The 14,532-nt window shown below is 73.5% G+C and carries 15 protein-coding genes; 12 read left to right on the plus strand and 3 right to left on the minus strand.

Annotation, left to right across the window (positions count from 1 at the left end):
* Positions 1–356: carbamoyltransferase N-terminal domain-containing protein (locus ACWEVO_RS12480; RefSeq protein WP_452307638.1), on the minus strand; the 356-nt coding region annotated here is incomplete at its 3' end.
* Positions 357–434: 78 nt separating this feature from the next.
* On the opposite strand from ACWEVO_RS12480, the gene ACWEVO_RS12485 reads away from it, so the two are divergent.
* The 3 genes from ACWEVO_RS12485 (at position 435) to ACWEVO_RS12495 (ending at position 3,579) form a co-directional block, all read left to right on the plus strand.
* Entirely contained in the window at positions 435–698 is a 264-nt protein-coding gene (locus ACWEVO_RS12485; protein ID WP_452307639.1) for a hypothetical protein, read from the plus strand.
* A gap of 158 nt (positions 699–856) precedes the next feature.
* A complete protein-coding gene (thrS, locus tag ACWEVO_RS12490) occupies positions 857–2,869 on the plus strand; it encodes a threonine--tRNA ligase (protein WP_452307640.1) in 2,013 nt (670 codons plus the stop codon).
* Between the two features lie 236 nt (positions 2,870–3,105).
* Positions 3,106–3,579 (plus strand): HIT family protein, encoded by a 474-nt coding sequence (locus tag ACWEVO_RS12495; protein WP_452307652.1) that lies wholly within the window; start codon positions 3,106–3,108, stop codon positions 3,577–3,579.
* A 12-nt stretch (positions 3,580–3,591) separates the two neighbouring features.
* Here ACWEVO_RS12495 and ACWEVO_RS12500 read toward each other — a convergent pair whose 3' ends face one another.
* Positions 3,592–4,128, minus strand: coding sequence for a hypothetical protein (locus ACWEVO_RS12500; RefSeq protein ID WP_452307641.1), 537 nt, complete (start codon positions 4,126–4,128; stop codon positions 3,592–3,594).
* A gap of 102 nt (positions 4,129–4,230) precedes the next feature.
* On the opposite strand from ACWEVO_RS12500, the gene ACWEVO_RS12505 reads away from it, so the two are divergent.
* Complete coding sequence (locus tag ACWEVO_RS12505; protein WP_452307642.1) at positions 4,231–5,289, plus strand: aldo/keto reductase; 1,059 nt, start codon at positions 4,231–4,233, stop codon at positions 5,287–5,289.
* A gap of 123 nt (positions 5,290–5,412) precedes the next feature.
* Here ACWEVO_RS12505 and ACWEVO_RS12510 read toward each other — a convergent pair whose 3' ends face one another.
* On the minus strand, positions 5,413–7,575 hold the full coding sequence (locus ACWEVO_RS12510) for an elongation factor G-like protein EF-G2 (protein WP_452307643.1): 2,163 nt from the start codon (positions 7,573–7,575) through the stop codon (positions 5,413–5,415).
* Positions 7,576–7,826: 251 nt separating this feature from the next.
* On the opposite strand from ACWEVO_RS12510, the gene pgsA reads away from it, so the two are divergent.
* The 8 genes from pgsA to ACWEVO_RS12550 all read left to right on the plus strand — a co-directional run.
* A complete protein-coding gene (gene pgsA, locus ACWEVO_RS12515) occupies positions 7,827–8,447 on the plus strand; it encodes a phosphatidylinositol phosphate synthase (protein WP_452307644.1) in 621 nt (206 codons plus the stop codon).
* Positions 8,444–9,382, plus strand: a complete 939-nt coding sequence (locus ACWEVO_RS12520) for a phosphatidylinositol mannoside acyltransferase (protein ID WP_452307645.1) — start codon at positions 8,444–8,446, stop codon at positions 9,380–9,382. Before pgsA ends, ACWEVO_RS12520 begins: the two co-directional genes overlap by 4 nt.
* A 16-nt stretch (positions 9,383–9,398) precedes the next feature.
* Positions 9,399–10,559, plus strand: coding sequence for a glycosyltransferase family 4 protein (locus ACWEVO_RS12525; RefSeq protein ID WP_452307646.1), 1,161 nt, complete (start codon positions 9,399–9,401; stop codon positions 10,557–10,559).
* A 90-nt stretch (positions 10,560–10,649) separates the two neighbouring features.
* Complete coding sequence (locus ACWEVO_RS12530) at positions 10,650–11,144, plus strand: hypothetical protein (RefSeq protein WP_452307647.1); 495 nt, start codon at positions 10,650–10,652, stop codon at positions 11,142–11,144.
* A 136-nt stretch (positions 11,145–11,280) separates the two neighbouring features.
* Positions 11,281–12,198 (plus strand): pyridoxal 5'-phosphate synthase lyase subunit PdxS, encoded by a 918-nt coding sequence (gene pdxS, locus ACWEVO_RS12535; RefSeq protein WP_452307648.1) that lies wholly within the window; start codon positions 11,281–11,283, stop codon positions 12,196–12,198.
* A gap of 8 nt (positions 12,199–12,206) precedes the next feature.
* A complete protein-coding gene (gene pdxT, locus ACWEVO_RS12540) occupies positions 12,207–12,812 on the plus strand; it encodes a pyridoxal 5'-phosphate synthase glutaminase subunit PdxT (protein ID WP_452307649.1) in 606 nt (201 codons plus the stop codon).
* Between the two features lie 216 nt (positions 12,813–13,028).
* Complete coding sequence (locus ACWEVO_RS12545; RefSeq protein WP_452307650.1) at positions 13,029–13,778, plus strand: YebC/PmpR family DNA-binding transcriptional regulator; 750 nt, start codon at positions 13,029–13,031, stop codon at positions 13,776–13,778.
* Positions 13,779–13,932: 154 nt separating this feature from the next.
* A partial coding sequence (locus tag ACWEVO_RS12550) for a GNAT family N-acetyltransferase (protein WP_452307651.1) occupies positions 13,933–14,532 on the plus strand: 600 nt, incomplete at its 3' end.

Consider the following 14,532-nt stretch of genomic DNA (forward strand, 5'->3'; position numbering starts at 1 on the left):
GTGCCCGCGTCGCCGGCCGCCGGCTGCACCCAGACGTCCCGGTACGGCCCCTCGGCCGCGATCCGGGCGTTGGCCACGCAGTTCAGCGCCACCCCGCCGGCCAGGGCGAGGGTGGGCGCGCCCCCGGAGGCGTCGTGGAGCCAGCGGGAGAGGTCGAGGATGATCTCCTCCAGCCGGGTCTGCACGCTGGCGGCGAGGTCGGCGTGCTCGTCGGTCATCTCACCGTCGGCGCTGCGCGCCTTGGCCATGCTGGCCCAGTCGATCCGCTCGACGTGGAAGCCGCCGTCGTCGGTGGCCCGGACCAGGTCGCGGAGCATGCCGAGGTGCTTCGGGGTGCCGTACGACGCCAGCGCCATCACCTTGTACTCGTCGCTGGAGTGCAGGAAGCCCAGGCCGATCGGCGAGGTGTACCCGCTGTCGGGGCGTCCGCCGGCATGCGCAGCTCGATCCGGGTGGTCCGGCTGCCGGGCCGCTCCTCCGGCAGCACCACGGCCAGCTCGATCGCGTCGCCCTGGCGCACCTGGGCGGGGGAGGTCGTCACCGTCACCCCGGCCGCGCTCGCGGCGCCGGGCCAGCCGGCCGCCCCCATCGCGGCGGCCAGCACCGCCGCCGCCCACCACCGGCCCCGACGGGTCATCCTCATGATCGTCCCCATCCGTCTCGACGCGGGCCGGCACCGGCCCGGCCACACCCGGTAGTTCGGCCCGGAGCGCGGAAAGGTTCAACGCGGGACGGAATCCACTCCGGCCGCCGATCGGGACGACCCCGGCGTCGCCGACGGTGCGAAACGGGCGACCGATAGCATCGCAGGGGCCGGTAACGGCACCTCCGATACCCATCGACGACAGGAGTCATCGTGTCCGCACCCCGTACCCCCGTCGTGGCCGACCCCGTCGTCGTCGCCGCCGGGACCACGGCGGCCGACGCGGTGGCCGCGGCCGGACTGCCGATGACCGGCCCGAAGGCGATCGTGGTGGTCCGCGACCCGCAGGGTCAGCTGCGCGACCTGGACTGGAAGCCGGCCGAGGAGACCACCGTCGAGCCGGTGGCGATCGACACCCCGGACGGGCTGAACGTGCTGCGCCACTCGACCGCGCACGTGCTCGCCCAGGCCGTGCAGGACGTCTTCCCCGAGGCCAAGCTCGGCATCGGCCCGCCCATCGAGAACGGCTTCTACTACGACTTCCGGGTGGAAAAGCCGTTCCAGCCGGACGACCTGGCGAAGCTCGAGAAGCGGATGCAGGAGATCGTCAAGTCCGGCCAGCGGTTCCGCCGGCGCCGGTTCACCAGCCTGGACGAGGCGCGAACCGAGCTGGCCGCGGAGCCGTTCAAGCTGGAGCTGATCGACGTCAAGGGGGAGGGGCTGGACTCCTCCGAGGTGATGGAGGTGGGCGGCGGCGAGCTGACCATCTACGACAACCTCGCCGCGAACGAGGACAAGGTCTGCTGGTCGGACCTGTGCCGGGGCCCGCACCTGCCGAACACCCGGCTGATCGGCGCGTTCAAGCTGATGCGGTCGGCCGCCGCCTACTGGCGGGGCTCGGAGAAGAACCCGCAGCTGCAGCGGGTCTACGGCACCGCGTGGCCGACCCGGGACGAGCTCAAGGCGTACCTGAAGCTGCTGGAGGAGGCCGCCCGGCGCGACCACCGCAAGCTCGGCGCGGACCTCGACCTGTTCAGCTTCCCCGACGAGATCGGCTCCGGCCTGGCGGTCTTCCACCCCAAGGGCGGCGTGCTCAAGCGGGTCATGGAGGACTACGTCCGCACCCGCCACATCGAGGAGGGCTTCCAGTACGTCGGGACGCCGCACATCTCCAAGGAAGGTCTCTTCCACACCTCGGGACACCTGCCCTACTACAAGGACACGATGTTCCCGCCGATGGAGATGGAGGGCAGCGACTACTACCTCAAGGCGATGAACTGCCCGATGCACAACCTGATCTACCGGTCGCGCGGGCGGTCCTACCGTGAGCTGCCGATGCGGCTGTTCGAGTTCGGCTCGGTCTACCGGTACGAGAAGTCGGGCGTGATCCACGGGCTGACCCGGGTGCGCGGATTCACCCAGGACGACTCGCACTCCTACTGCACCCGGGAGCAGGCGCCGGCCGAGATCAAGCACCTGCTCGGCTTCGTGCTCAGCCTGCTGCGCGACTTCGGCATCGACGACTTCTACCTGGAGCTGTCGACCCGGGACGACGCCAAGCCGGACAAGTTCGTCGGTACGGACGAGGACTGGGCGACCGCCACCGCGGTGCTGGAGCAGTGCGCGCTGGAGACCGGGCTCGACCTCGTCCCCGACCCGGGCGGCGCGGCCTTCTACGGTCCGAAGATCTCCGTGCAGGCCAAGGACGCCATCGGCCGCACCTGGCAGATGTCGACCATCCAGTACGACTTCAACCAGCCGAAGGGCTTCGGGCTGGAGTACCAGGCCGCGGACGGCAGCCGGCAGCAGCCCGTCATGATCCACTGCGCCAAGTTCGGGTCGATCGAGCGCTTCATCGGCGTGCTCACCGAGCACTACGCCGGCGCGTTCCCGGCCTGGCTCGCCCCGGTGCAGGTGGTCGGCATCCCGATCCGCGAGGACCACACCGACTACCTCCAGGACTTCGTCACCACCCTGCGCAAGCAGGGGATCCGGGCCGAGGTCGACGCGGGCGACGACCGGATGCAGAAGAAGATCCGCAACGCCCAGCAGCAGAAGATCCCGTTCATGGTGATCGCCGGCGACGACGATGTGGCCGCCGGCACGGTCTCCTTCCGCTACCGCGACGGGTCGCAGCGCAACGGCGTGCCGATCGCCGAGGCGGTGGCCCACGTCGTCGACGTGGTCACCTCCCGGACCAACGCCGGTCCGTCGGCCGAGAGCTGACCGGACGACCTGCCGGCACGGCGGCGTACCGGGCGACCGGGGGCCGCCGTGCCGCGCCTCGCCACCCATCTCGCCGCGCGGCCGGCCCGGCGCCGGGCACCCGACCCACCGGCCGCGGCCGGCTCCGGCGGGACGGCCGTAGGATCTGCGGTGTGACTGGGGCGGATCGACAGTTCGAGGACGGCACCGACGACGGCCTGGCGGACGGGCTGGAACGGCTCTGGACGCCGCACCGGATGACCTACATCTCCGGTGAGGACCGCCCCGAGGGCGGCTACGAGAAGCCCACCGGCTGCCCGTTCTGCCGCGCCCCCGGCCTGCCGCCGGACGAGAGCCTGATCGTCGCCCGGGGCGAGCACGTCTTCGCGGTGCTCAACCTCTACCCCTACAACCCGGGCCACCTGCTGATCTGCCCGTACCGGCACGTCGCCGACTACACCGAGCTGGACGCCCCGGAGACCGCCGAGCTGGCCGCGTTCACCAAGGACGCCATGCGGGTGGTCCGCCGGGTCTCCAGCGCGCACGGCTTCAACCTGGGCATGAACCAGGGCGGCGTGGCCGGCGCCGGCATCGCCGCCCACCTGCACCAGCACGTGGTGCCGCGGTGGGGCGGGGACGCCAACTTCATGCCGGTGATCGGCCGGACGAAGGTGCTGCCGCAGCTGCTCGCCGACACCCGGGACCTGTTCGCCAAGGCCTGGCCGGCCTGACCCGGCCGTACCTCAGCGCAGTCGGCCCCGGACCCGGGCCAGCCGCCGGCGGGCGGTGGCCGCGGTGCGCTGGGCCGATTCGGCCCGGTCCGTGGCGAGCTGCGCGCGGACGGCGAGTTGGCGCAGCCGGCGGTCGACCATCTGGTCGCCGTGCCGGGCGATCCACAGGCAGACCCCGGCGAGCGGCAGCTCGACCAGCACCGCGAGCAGCACCGACACCACCAGGTCCGGGCCGCGGGGGGTGGTGACGACGTCGAACCAGGCGTCCACCGCCAGCATGGTCGCGGTGCCGGCGGCGGCGAGCACCACCCGCCGGTCGCCCCGGTACGCGTGCCAGGCGGTCAGCCCGAGCAGGGCCACCAGGCCCAGGTCGAAGCCGACCCAGGCGGCCCGGTAGTGCACCGTCACGGCGTGCCGGGGCAGGGTCAGCGCCAGGTAGCCGATCCAGGGCAGGGTGAGCAGGGCCAGCGCCACGAAGGTGGGCGCCACCCAGCGCGGGACCGGCCGCAGCTCGGTGGCCCGGTCGATCTCGTCCGTCGTCGTGCTCAACGATCCTCCGTCGGTCCCGCGTCGCCGACCGACCGTGCCTCCCGGCTGCACGCGTCGTGACGTCCGTCCCGTCAAGTGTGCGCGAAGTGGCAGGATGCGGCGATGGCAGTCAGCACGCGGACGTTGGGCCGCAGTGGCATCGAGGTCAGTGCCCTCGGGATGGGGTGCTGGGCGATCGGCGGGCCGTGGGCGGAGGGGGCCCGGCCGCTGGGCTGGGGCGCCGTCGACGACGCCGAGTCGGTACGCGCCGTCCGGCGCGCGCTCGACCTCGGGGTGACCCTCTTCGACACCGCTGACACGTACGGGGCCGGGCACGGCGAGCGGGTCCTCGGCCGGGCGCTCGCCGGCCGCCGCGACGAGGCGGTGATCGCCACCAAGTGGGGCTACACCTTCGACGAGGCATCCCGCCAGGCGACCGGGGAGGACGCCTCGCCCGGATACCTGCGCCGGGCGGTCACCGACTCGCTGCGCCGGCTGGGCACCGACCGGATCGACCTCTACCAGCTGCACCTCGGCGACCTGCCGGTGCCGCGGGCCGAGGCGCTGATCGACACCCTGGAGGACCTGGTCGCCGACGGGCTGGTCCGGGCGTACGGCTGGAGCACCGACCGGGCCGACCGGGCCGGCGCCTTCGCCCAGGTCGCCCGCCGGGCCACCGCCGTGCAGCACGGCCTGTCCGTGCTCCGGGACGCGCCGGCCATGCTCGCGGTCTGCGACAAGCACGACCTGGCCAGCATCGCCCGCGGACCGCTCGGCATGGGCCTGCTGACCGGCAAGTACCGGCCGGACTCCACGCTGCCCCGGGACGACGTGCGGGGCACCGCACCGACCTGGCTGGAGTGGTTCCGCAGCGGCCGGCCGGCCCCCGAGTGGCTGCGCCGGGTGGCGGCCGTACGGGGTGCGCTGACCGCCGACGGGCGGACCCTCGCGCAGGGCGCGCTCGGCTGGATCTGGGCGCGCAGCGGCCGGACCGTGCCCATTCCCGGGGCGCGCACGGTCGCCCAGGTGGAGGAGAACGCCGCCGCCCTGCGCCGGGGCCCGCTCGCCCCCGACCAGTTCGCCGAGGTGGAACGCCGGCTCGCCGCCCTCCGCTCGGCCGCCCTCCGGGACGCCGACCGCCCCCACTGGCCGATGCCCCCCGTCCCCGCCGCCCGCCCCTGACGCCACGCCCCACGCCCCAGGCACCCGCGATCATGGAGTTGTGGCACCGCACGGACCGGGCTGATTCCGGCCTTTCCGGCGCCACAAGTCCTTGATCGACAGCAGTGGGGGCGGTGGAGCGGGTCAGGGGTGGGTGGTGGATTCCTTGCGGACCTGGTCGGCGAGGTGGGTGGGCATGGGGTCGTAGCGGGCGAACTCGCGGCGGAAGGTGCCGGTGCCGGCGGTCATCGAGCGGAGCTCGACCGCGTAGCGGAGCAGTTCGGTGGCGGGAACCTCGGCGCGGACCAGCGTGCGTCCCTCGGCGTCCGGATCCGGCTCGGTGCCCAGCACCCGGCCGCGCCGGCCGGAGAGGTCGCCCATCACCGCGCCCACCGACGCGTCGGGGACCCGGATGGTGACCTCGTCGACCGGTTCCAGCAGCGCCGGCCGGCCCTTCTCGGCGGCGTCCCGCAGCGCCAGCGCGCCGGCGGTCTGGAACGCCGCGTCGGAGGAGTCGACGCTGTGCGCCTTGCCGTCGAAGAGGGTCACCCGCAGGTCCACCACCGGGCAGCCGGCGAGCAGGCCGCGCTCCATCTGGGCCCGGACGCCCTTCTCCACCGACGGGATGTAGTTGTGCGGGACCGCCCCGCCCACCACCTTGTCCACGAACTCGAAGCCCGCTCCGCGGGGCAGCGGCTCGACCTCGATGTCGCAGACCGCGTACTGGCCGTGCCCGCCGGACTGCTTGACGTGCCGGCCGTGCCCCTTGGCGGCGGCGGTGAAGGTCTCGCGCAGCGCCACCCGGACCGGCTCGGTCTCCAGCTCGACCCCGCCGGCGCGCAGCCGGTCCAGCACCACGTCCGCGTGCGCCTCGCCCATGCACCAGAGCACCAGCTGGTGGGTCTCGGCGTTGCGCTCCAGCCGCAGCGTGGGATCGCCGGCGACCAGCCGGGCCAGGTTGCGGGCCAGGGCGTCCTCGTCGGCCCGGCTCTTCGCCACGATCGCCACCGGCAGCAGCGGCTCCGGCATCTCCCACGGGGCGACGAGCAGCGGCTCGTCCCGGGCGGAGATGGTGTCGCCGGTCTCCGCGCTGCCCGACTTGGTGATCGCGCAGAGGTCGCCGGCCACCGCGGCGGGCACCTCGCGCAGCGTCGCGCCGAGCGGGCTGTAGAGGTGGCCGACCCGCTCGTCGGCGTCGTGGTCGGGGTGGCCACGCTCGGCCATGCCGTGGCCGGAGACGTGGATCTGCTGGTCGGGGCGGAGCGTGCCGGAGAAGACCCGGACCAGGGAGACCCGGCCGACGTGCCGGTCCACGGTCGTCTTGACCACCTCGGCGACCAGCGGGCCGTCCGGGTCGCAGTCCAGCGGGGGCCGGGGCGAGCCGTCCACCCCGGTGACCGCCGGCAGCTCGTGCTCCAGCGGCGACGGGAACGCCGCCACCAGCCCGTCGAGCAGCGCGTCCAGGCCGACCCCGGTCTCCGCGCAGACCGGCACCACCGGGTAGAAGTGGCCGCGGGCGACCGCCTTCTCCAGGTCGGTGATGAGTACCTCGGTGTCGATCTCCTCGCCGCCGAGGTAGCGGTCCATCAGGGTCTCGTCCTCGCTCTCCGCGATGATCCCCTCGATGAGCTCGTTCCGGGACTCCTGGATGGCCGGAAGGTGCTCCGGGTCCGGTTCGCGGACGGCCGGCGGCAGCCCCTTCGAGTAGTCGAAGACGCGTCGGGTGATCAGCCCCATCAGGCCGGCGACGGACTCGCCGTCGTCGCCGAGCATGGGCAGGTAGAGCGGGAGCACGTTGTCGCCGAAGACCCGCTGGCAGAGCGCTACGGCCTCGTCGAAGTCGGCGCGCGGGTGGTCCAGCCGGGACACCGCCACGGCCCGCGGCATGTCCACCGCGGCACACTCCTCCCAGAGCGCGGCGGTGGCCGCGTCCATGCCGTCGACGGCGGAGACCACGAACAGCGCCGCGTCGGCCGCGCGCAGCCCGGCGCGCAGCTCGCCGACGAAGTCGCCGTATCCGGGGGTGTCCAGGAGGTTGACCTTGACGTCGCGGTGCAGCAGCGGGGCGCAGGCCAGGGCGACCGAGCGCTGCTGGCGTACCGCCGCGGGGTCGTGGTCGCAGACCGTGGTGCCCTCGGTGACGGCGCCGGCCCGGCCGATCGTGCCGCTGGCCGCGAGCAGCGCCTCGACGAGCGTGGTCTTGCCCGCACCGGAGTGCCCGACGAGCACCACGTTGCGAACCCTGCCGGGTTCGGTCACCACCGGCGCGGCGCCGGTGACACCCTTCTCCTGATTTTTCTGCGCCATGGCGGCGCACCTCCCTCAGCCGGTGGTGGTGGCGACCGCCGCGCGCGACGGGGAAGCGGCCCGGTCGGGTGCCGCGGCGATATCCTCCGGTGGTCTCCTGGACGACGGGTACGCGGACCGGTGTTCCGGTGAACTGGCTCACCTCCCACGCTCGATCTCACACCCGTTACCGAGTCGACACAAGAGTGGCTGGCGGGTCGGGACGACCGGCTGTGTCCCCGGCCGCTGCCGGCCGTTATCGTGGGACCGCCATGGCGAAGATCTTCCAAGTGACGGCCCGCGCGGGCATGACCCGCGTCGTGGAGCCGGTCGCGCGCGGCCTGCTCCGCGCCGGCGTGTCCCCCAACGCGGTCACCGTGACCGGCACCCTCGGCGTGCTCGTCGGCGCGCTCGGCTTCGGCGCCCGCGGCCACCTGGTCGCCGGGGCGCTGATCGTCACGGTCTTCGCGCTCACCGACCTGCTCGACGGGACGATGGCCCGGATGAGCGGTGGCTCCACGAAGTTCGGGGCCTTCCTCGACTCGAGCATGGACCGGATCGCCGACAGCGCCGTCTTCGGCGCGGTCGCGTACTGGCTGGCCACCCAGCACCACTACTCCGGGGTGGCCGCCGCGCTGCTCTGTCTGGCCGCCGGCGGGCTGGTCTCGTACGTCAAGGCCCGCGCCGAGGGGCTCGGCATGAGCTGCAACGTGGGCATCGCCGAGCGCACCGAGCGGCTGCTCATCGTCGGTGTGGGCGGCCTGCTCACCGGCCTCGGCCTGGACCCCGCCCTGCCGATCGCGCTCTGGCTGCTCGCCGCCGTCTCGATCTTCACGGTCGGGCAGCGGATGGCCCACGTGTACCGGCAGGCGCAGCTGGTCGGCCAGGAGTGAACCTCACCGAGGCGGGCTACGTCGCCGGCTGGCGGCTGGCCCGCGCGCTGCCCCGGCCCGTGGTCGCCGCCGCCTTCCAGGCGGGCGCCGACCGCGCCCACCGGCGGGGCGGCCGGGGTACGGACCGGCTGCGCGCCAACCTGCGCCGGGTGGTCGGCCCGCAGGTGTCCGAGGCGGAGCTGGACGACCTGGTCAAGCGGGGCCTGCGCTCCTACGCCCGGTACTGGATGGAGGCGTTCCGGCTGCCCGCGCTGAGTCGCCGGGAGATCCTCGCCGGGTTCCGCCTGGACGGGGCGGAGATGCTCGCCGCCGACGTGGCGGCGGGCCGGGGCGCCGTGGTCGCGCTGCCGCACGCGGGTAACTGGGACGCCGCCGGGGCCTGGGTGGCGGCCACCGGCTGGCCGATCACCACCGTCGCCGAGCGGCTCAAGCCGGAGGGCGTCTACGAGCGGTTCCTCGCCTTCCGGCAGGGCCTCGGCATGGAGATCCTGCCCACCCATGGCGGCGACCGTCCGGCCTTCGACGTGCTGGTCGACCGGCTGCGGGCGGGCGCCGTGGTGCCGCTGCTCGCCGACCGGGACCTCTCCGCCCGCGGGATCGAGGTGGAGTTCTTCGGCGGCCGCACCCGGATGCCGGCCGGCCCGGCGCTGCTGGCCATCCGGACCGGCGCCCCGCTCTACGTCGCCTCGATGTGGTACGAGCCGCACGTCGCCTGCGCCGCCCTCGAGGGCCCGCTGGCCCTGCCCGATCCGGGGAGCGCCCCGCTGGACGACCGGGTCCGGTCGGTGACCCAACGGATTGCCGACTGTCTGGCGGCGGGTATCGCCCGGCATCCGGAAGACTGGCACATGTTGCAGCGGATGTGGCTGGACCAACGGGTGACCGCCGGCGGCAGGGACGCCCCCGCACCGCCGGCCACGACCGGAACGATCTGAGGGAGAGGGCACTGACGTGCGGATCGGCATCGTGTGCCCGTACTCCTTCGACGTGCCGGGTGGCGTGCAGAACCACGTGACGGACCTGGCCGAGGCGCTGATCGGGCTGGGCCACGAGGTGAGCGTGCTGGCCCCGGCGGACGAGGACGCGCCGCTGCCGCCGTACGTGGTGTCGGCCGGCCGGGCGGTGCCGCTGCCGTACAACGGCTCGGTGGCCCGGATCGCCTTCGGTCCGGTCTCCACCGCCCGGGTACGGCGCTGGATCACTCGGGGCGAGTTCGACGTGCTGCACGTGCACGAGCCGCTCACCCCCAGCCTGTCGATGCTGGCGGTGCTCTGCGCCCGCGGCCCGGTGGTGGCCACCTTCCACACCGCGATGACCCGTTCCCGGGTGCTCTCCGCCGCGCAGGGGGTGCTGCAGATCCTGCTGGAACGGATCACCGCCCGGATCGCGGTCAGCGCCCTGGCCCGCAAGGTGCAGGTCGAGCACATGGACGGCGGCGCGGTGGAGATCCCGAACGGGGTGGCGGTGGCGAAGTTCGCCGGGGTGGAGCCGCTGCCCGGCTGGCCGGGGGAGTGTGCTCCCGGCACCGGCGGGACGCTGGGCTTCCTCGGCCGGTTCACCGAGCCGCGCAAGGGCTTCCCGATCCTGCGGGACGCCTTCATCGCGCTCGCCCCGGAGCGGCCGGGGCTGCGCCTGCTGGTCGCCGGTCCGGGCGACACGGAGGACCTCTACGACCAGTTCCCGGCCGAGCTGCGCGACCGGGTCACCTTCCTCGGCATGGTCTCCGAGGCGGACAAACCTCGCATGTTGCGGAGCCTGCACCTCTACGTCGCGCCGAACACCGGCGGGGAGTCGTTCGGGATGATCCTCACCGAGGCGCTCGCCGCCGGCACCACCGTGGTGGCCAGTGACCTGGACGCGTTCCGCCGGGTGCTGGACGGCGGGCGGGCCGGCCGGCTCTTCCCGACCGGCGACGCCGCGGCGCTGCGTACCGCCCTGGCCGAGCTGCTCGACGACGCGGACCGGCGGGCCGCGCTGACCGCCTGCGGCGACCAGGTGGTGGCGACCTTCGACTGGCCCGTGGTGGCCCGCCGGGTGCTGGAGGTGTACGCGGCGGCGATCGAGGCCACCGACGGCCGGGTCATGGACCAGGAATGGGCGGAGCCGGCCTGACCTCCGCGACCGGTGCTGCCGGTGTGACGAGGGCGTCGGCCGGGGCCGCGCGAACCGGGCGGGAGGAGGAGCGGCACTACGATGCCGGGCATGTGGTGGGTGGTGGGCGGCGTCCTGGTCGTCGGGCTGGTCGCGGCGTACCTGATCTGGACGGCCGGCCGGGTGGAACGGCTGCAGGCCCGGGCGGAGTCCGCGGCCCGGGCGCTCGACGCCCACCTGCTGCGCCGCGCGGCCGCCGCGGCGGTGCTGGCCGAGCGCCGGTACGGCGTGGAGCTGTACGCGGCGGCCCGGATCGCCCTCGACGCCGTGCCCGAGGAGCGGGAGGCGGCCGAGAACGACCTCACCCGGCAGCTGCGCGCGGTCGAGCTGGACCCGGACGACCCCGCCTGCGAGGCGGTGATCGCGGCGAGCCGGCGGCTGGCCCTGGCCCGTCAGGTGCACACCGACCTGGTCCGGGACGCCCGGGCGGCCCGCGGCCGTCCGCTGGTCCGCCTGCTCCGGATGGGGCGCGGCCACGAGTGGCCGCAGTACTTCGACATCGACGACCCCACGCTCAGCGTTCCGGCGGACGTCCCGACCGGCTGACCCCGGCCCTGCCCGGGTCCGGTGACCCGGGCCACAGAGCAGGCCACGAGGGGTCTGATTGGCTGTCGGACCGGCGTTGACGTCGTCGTAGCCTCGTTCGCAAGCCACCCCGAGCAGGTCCAAGGAGCGATGACCCGTGTCCGAATCCACCTCGCCGAACACCACTGCCACCCCGGTCGTCGGCACCGCCCGCGTCAAGCGGGGCATGGCCGAGATGCTCAAGGGCGGCGTGATCATGGACGTGGTCACCCCCGAGCAGGCCAAGATCGCTGAGGACGCGGGCGCCGTCGCGGTGATGGCGCTGGAGCGGGTGCCGGCCGACATCCGCGCGCAGGGCGGCGTGTCCCGGATGAGCGACCCGGACATGATCGACGGCATCATCAACGCCGTCTCGATCCCGGTGATGGCCAAGGCCCGGATCGGCCACTTCGTCGAGGCGCAGGTCCTGCAGGCGCTCGGCGTCGACTACGTGGACGAGTCCGAGGTGCTGACCCCGGCCGACTACGAGAACCACATCGACAAGTGGGCCTTCACCGTCCCGTTCGTCTGCGGCGCGACCAACCTGGGCGAGGCGCTGCGCCGGATCACCGAGGGCGCCGCCATGATCCGCTCGAAGGGCGAGGCCGGCACCGGTGACGTCTCCAACGCCACCACCCACATGCGCAAGATCCGCAAGGAGATCCGCCGGCTCCAGTCGCTGCCGGCCGACGAGCTGTACGTCGCCGCCAAGGAGCTGCAGGCGCCGTACGAGCTGGTCAAGGAGGTCGCCGAGAGCGGCAAGCTGCCGGTCGTGCTGTTCACCGCGGGCGGCATCGCCACCCCGGCCGACGCGGCCATGATGATGCAGCTCGGCGCCGAGGGCGTCTTCGTCGGTTCTGGCATCTTCAAGTCGGGCAACCCGGCCCAGCGCGCCGCCGCGATCGTCAAGGCCACCACCTTCCACGACGACCCGGACGTGCTGGCCAAGGTCTCCCGCGGCCTCGGCGAGGCGATGGTCGGCATCAACGTCGACGACATCCCGGTCCCGCACCGCCTGGCCGAGCGCGGCTGGTGACGGACGCGATGAGCAACCGGCCGGTCATCGGGGTGCTCGCCCTCCAGGGCGACGTGCGCGAGCACGTGGCCGCCCTGGCCGGGGCCGGTGCCGACGCCCGGCCGGTCCGCCGGCCGGGCGAGCTGGACGCGGTGGACGGGCTGGTGATCCCGGGCGGCGAGTCGACCACGATCAGCAAGCTCGTCGACATCTTCGAGCTGCGCGAGCCGATCGACAAGCGGATCGCCGCCGGCCTCCCGGTCTACGGCTCCTGCGCCGGGATGATCATGCTGGCCACGGAGGTGCTCGACGGCCGCCCGGACCAGCGCGGCTTCCAGGGCATCGAGATGACCGTCCGGCGCAACGCCTTCGGCCGGCAGGTCGACTCGTTCGAGGCGCCCGTGGAGATCACCGGGGTCGGGGGTGAGCCGTTCCACGCGGTGTTCATCCGCGCTCCCTGGGTGGAGCGGGTCGGCGCCGGTGTCGAGGTGCTGGGCCGGGTCACCGGCGGGCCGGCCGCCGACCGGATCGTCGCGGTCCGGCAGGGCAACCTGCTGGCCACCTCGTTCCACCCGGAGCTCACCGGCGACCTGCGGGTGCACCGCTACTTCGTGGACCTCGTCCGGGCCGCCTGAGCCCCGTCCGCGGGTCCCGGACCGGTCGGTCCGGGACCCGTTCCACGCCCGGTCCGGTGCCGTGTGTGACACCGAGGGGTGCCACCTCGGTAGGATTGCCGCGGTTCGGCAGGGCTCACCGCCCGCCGCCGCCCCCCATCCGACCGCACGTCGGTCCCGGTGTGGCGCGGGCGCGGACAGTCGACGCAGGCGTGAGTCAACAGACGGAGGTATGAGATGTCCGGCCACTCCAAGTGGGCGACCACCAAGCACAAGAAGGCCGTCATCGACGCCAAGCGCGGCAAGATGTTCGCCAAGCTGATCAAGAACGTCGAGGTCGCGGCCCGGACCGGCGGCGGCGACCCGGCCGGCAACCCCACCCTCTTCGACGCCATCCAGAAGGCGAAGAAGAACTCCGTCCCGAACGACAACATCGACCGCGCGGTCAAGCGGGGCTCCGGCCTGGAGGCCGGCGGCGCCGACTACCAGACGATCATGTACGAGGGCTACGGCCCGAACGGCGTCGCGCTGCTCATCGAGTGCCTCACCGACAACCGCAACCGCGCCGCCACCGAGGTGCGCACGGCGCTGACCCGCAACGGCGGCTCGTTCGCCGACGCCGGCTCGGTGTCGTACATGTTCTCCCGCAAAGGCGTGGTGATCGTCCCCAAGGCCGACACCACCGAGGACGACGTGATGATGGCGGTCCTCGACGCCGGCGCCGAGGAGGTCAACGACCTCGGCGAGGCGTTCGAGGTGGTCTCCGAGCCGACCGACCTGATCGCGGTGCGCACCGCCCTGCAGGACGCCGGCATCGAGTACGAGTCGGCCGAGTCCTCCCTCATCCCCAGCGTCAACGTGCCGCTGGACGAGGACGGCGCGCGCAAGGTCTTCAAGCTGATCGACGTCCTCGAGGACTGCGACGACGTGCAGAACGTCTACGCGAACTTCGACGTCTCCGACGAGGTCATGGCCGCGGTCGGCTGACCTGGCCGATCCGCGATCCGCGCCGGGCGACCTGATCGTCCGGCGCGACCTCGCTCCGGCCCGCCCGGGCCGGCGTACCGGGAACGGCTCCGCCCGACGGCATCGCCGGGAAATCCGGGTGACCGACCGGAGAGCGGGGCCCTAACCTGCCGGGATGCTCGTCCCCGACCTGCCGCTGCGCACCGATCGCCTGGTGCTGCGCCCCTTCACCGCCGACGACCTCGACGTCCTGCACGCCTACCGCTCCCGCCCGGACGTCACGCGCTACCTCTACCACGACCCCTACGACCGGGCCGCCGCGGTGGCCGCGATCGAGCGGATGCGGACCCGCACCGCCCTCCGCGAGCAGGGTGACGTCCTGAACCTGGCGCTGGTGCTGCCGGGGACGGGGGAGGTGATCGGCGACGTGCTGCTGGTCTGGACCAGCGCCGAGCACCGCCAGGGCGAGATCGGGTACGTGCTGCACCCGGACCACGTCGGCCACGGGTACGTCACCGAGGCTGCCCGGGAGATGCTGCGGCTCGCCTTCGACGGCCTCGGCCTGCACCGGATCGTGGGCCGCCTCGACGGCCGCAACACCGCCTCGGCGCGGGTGCTGGAACGGCTCGGCATGCGACGCGAGGCGTACCTGCGGGAGAACGAGTACGTCAAGGGCGAGTGGACCGACGAGGTGGTGTACGCCCTGCTGGCCCGGGAGTGGCGGGCCGGGGCCCAGGCCAACCTGCGCCTGCCCGACGTCGGGATCTCCCGCCGG

The sequence above is a fragment of the Micromonospora sp. NPDC003776 genome, assembly GCF_053605645.1.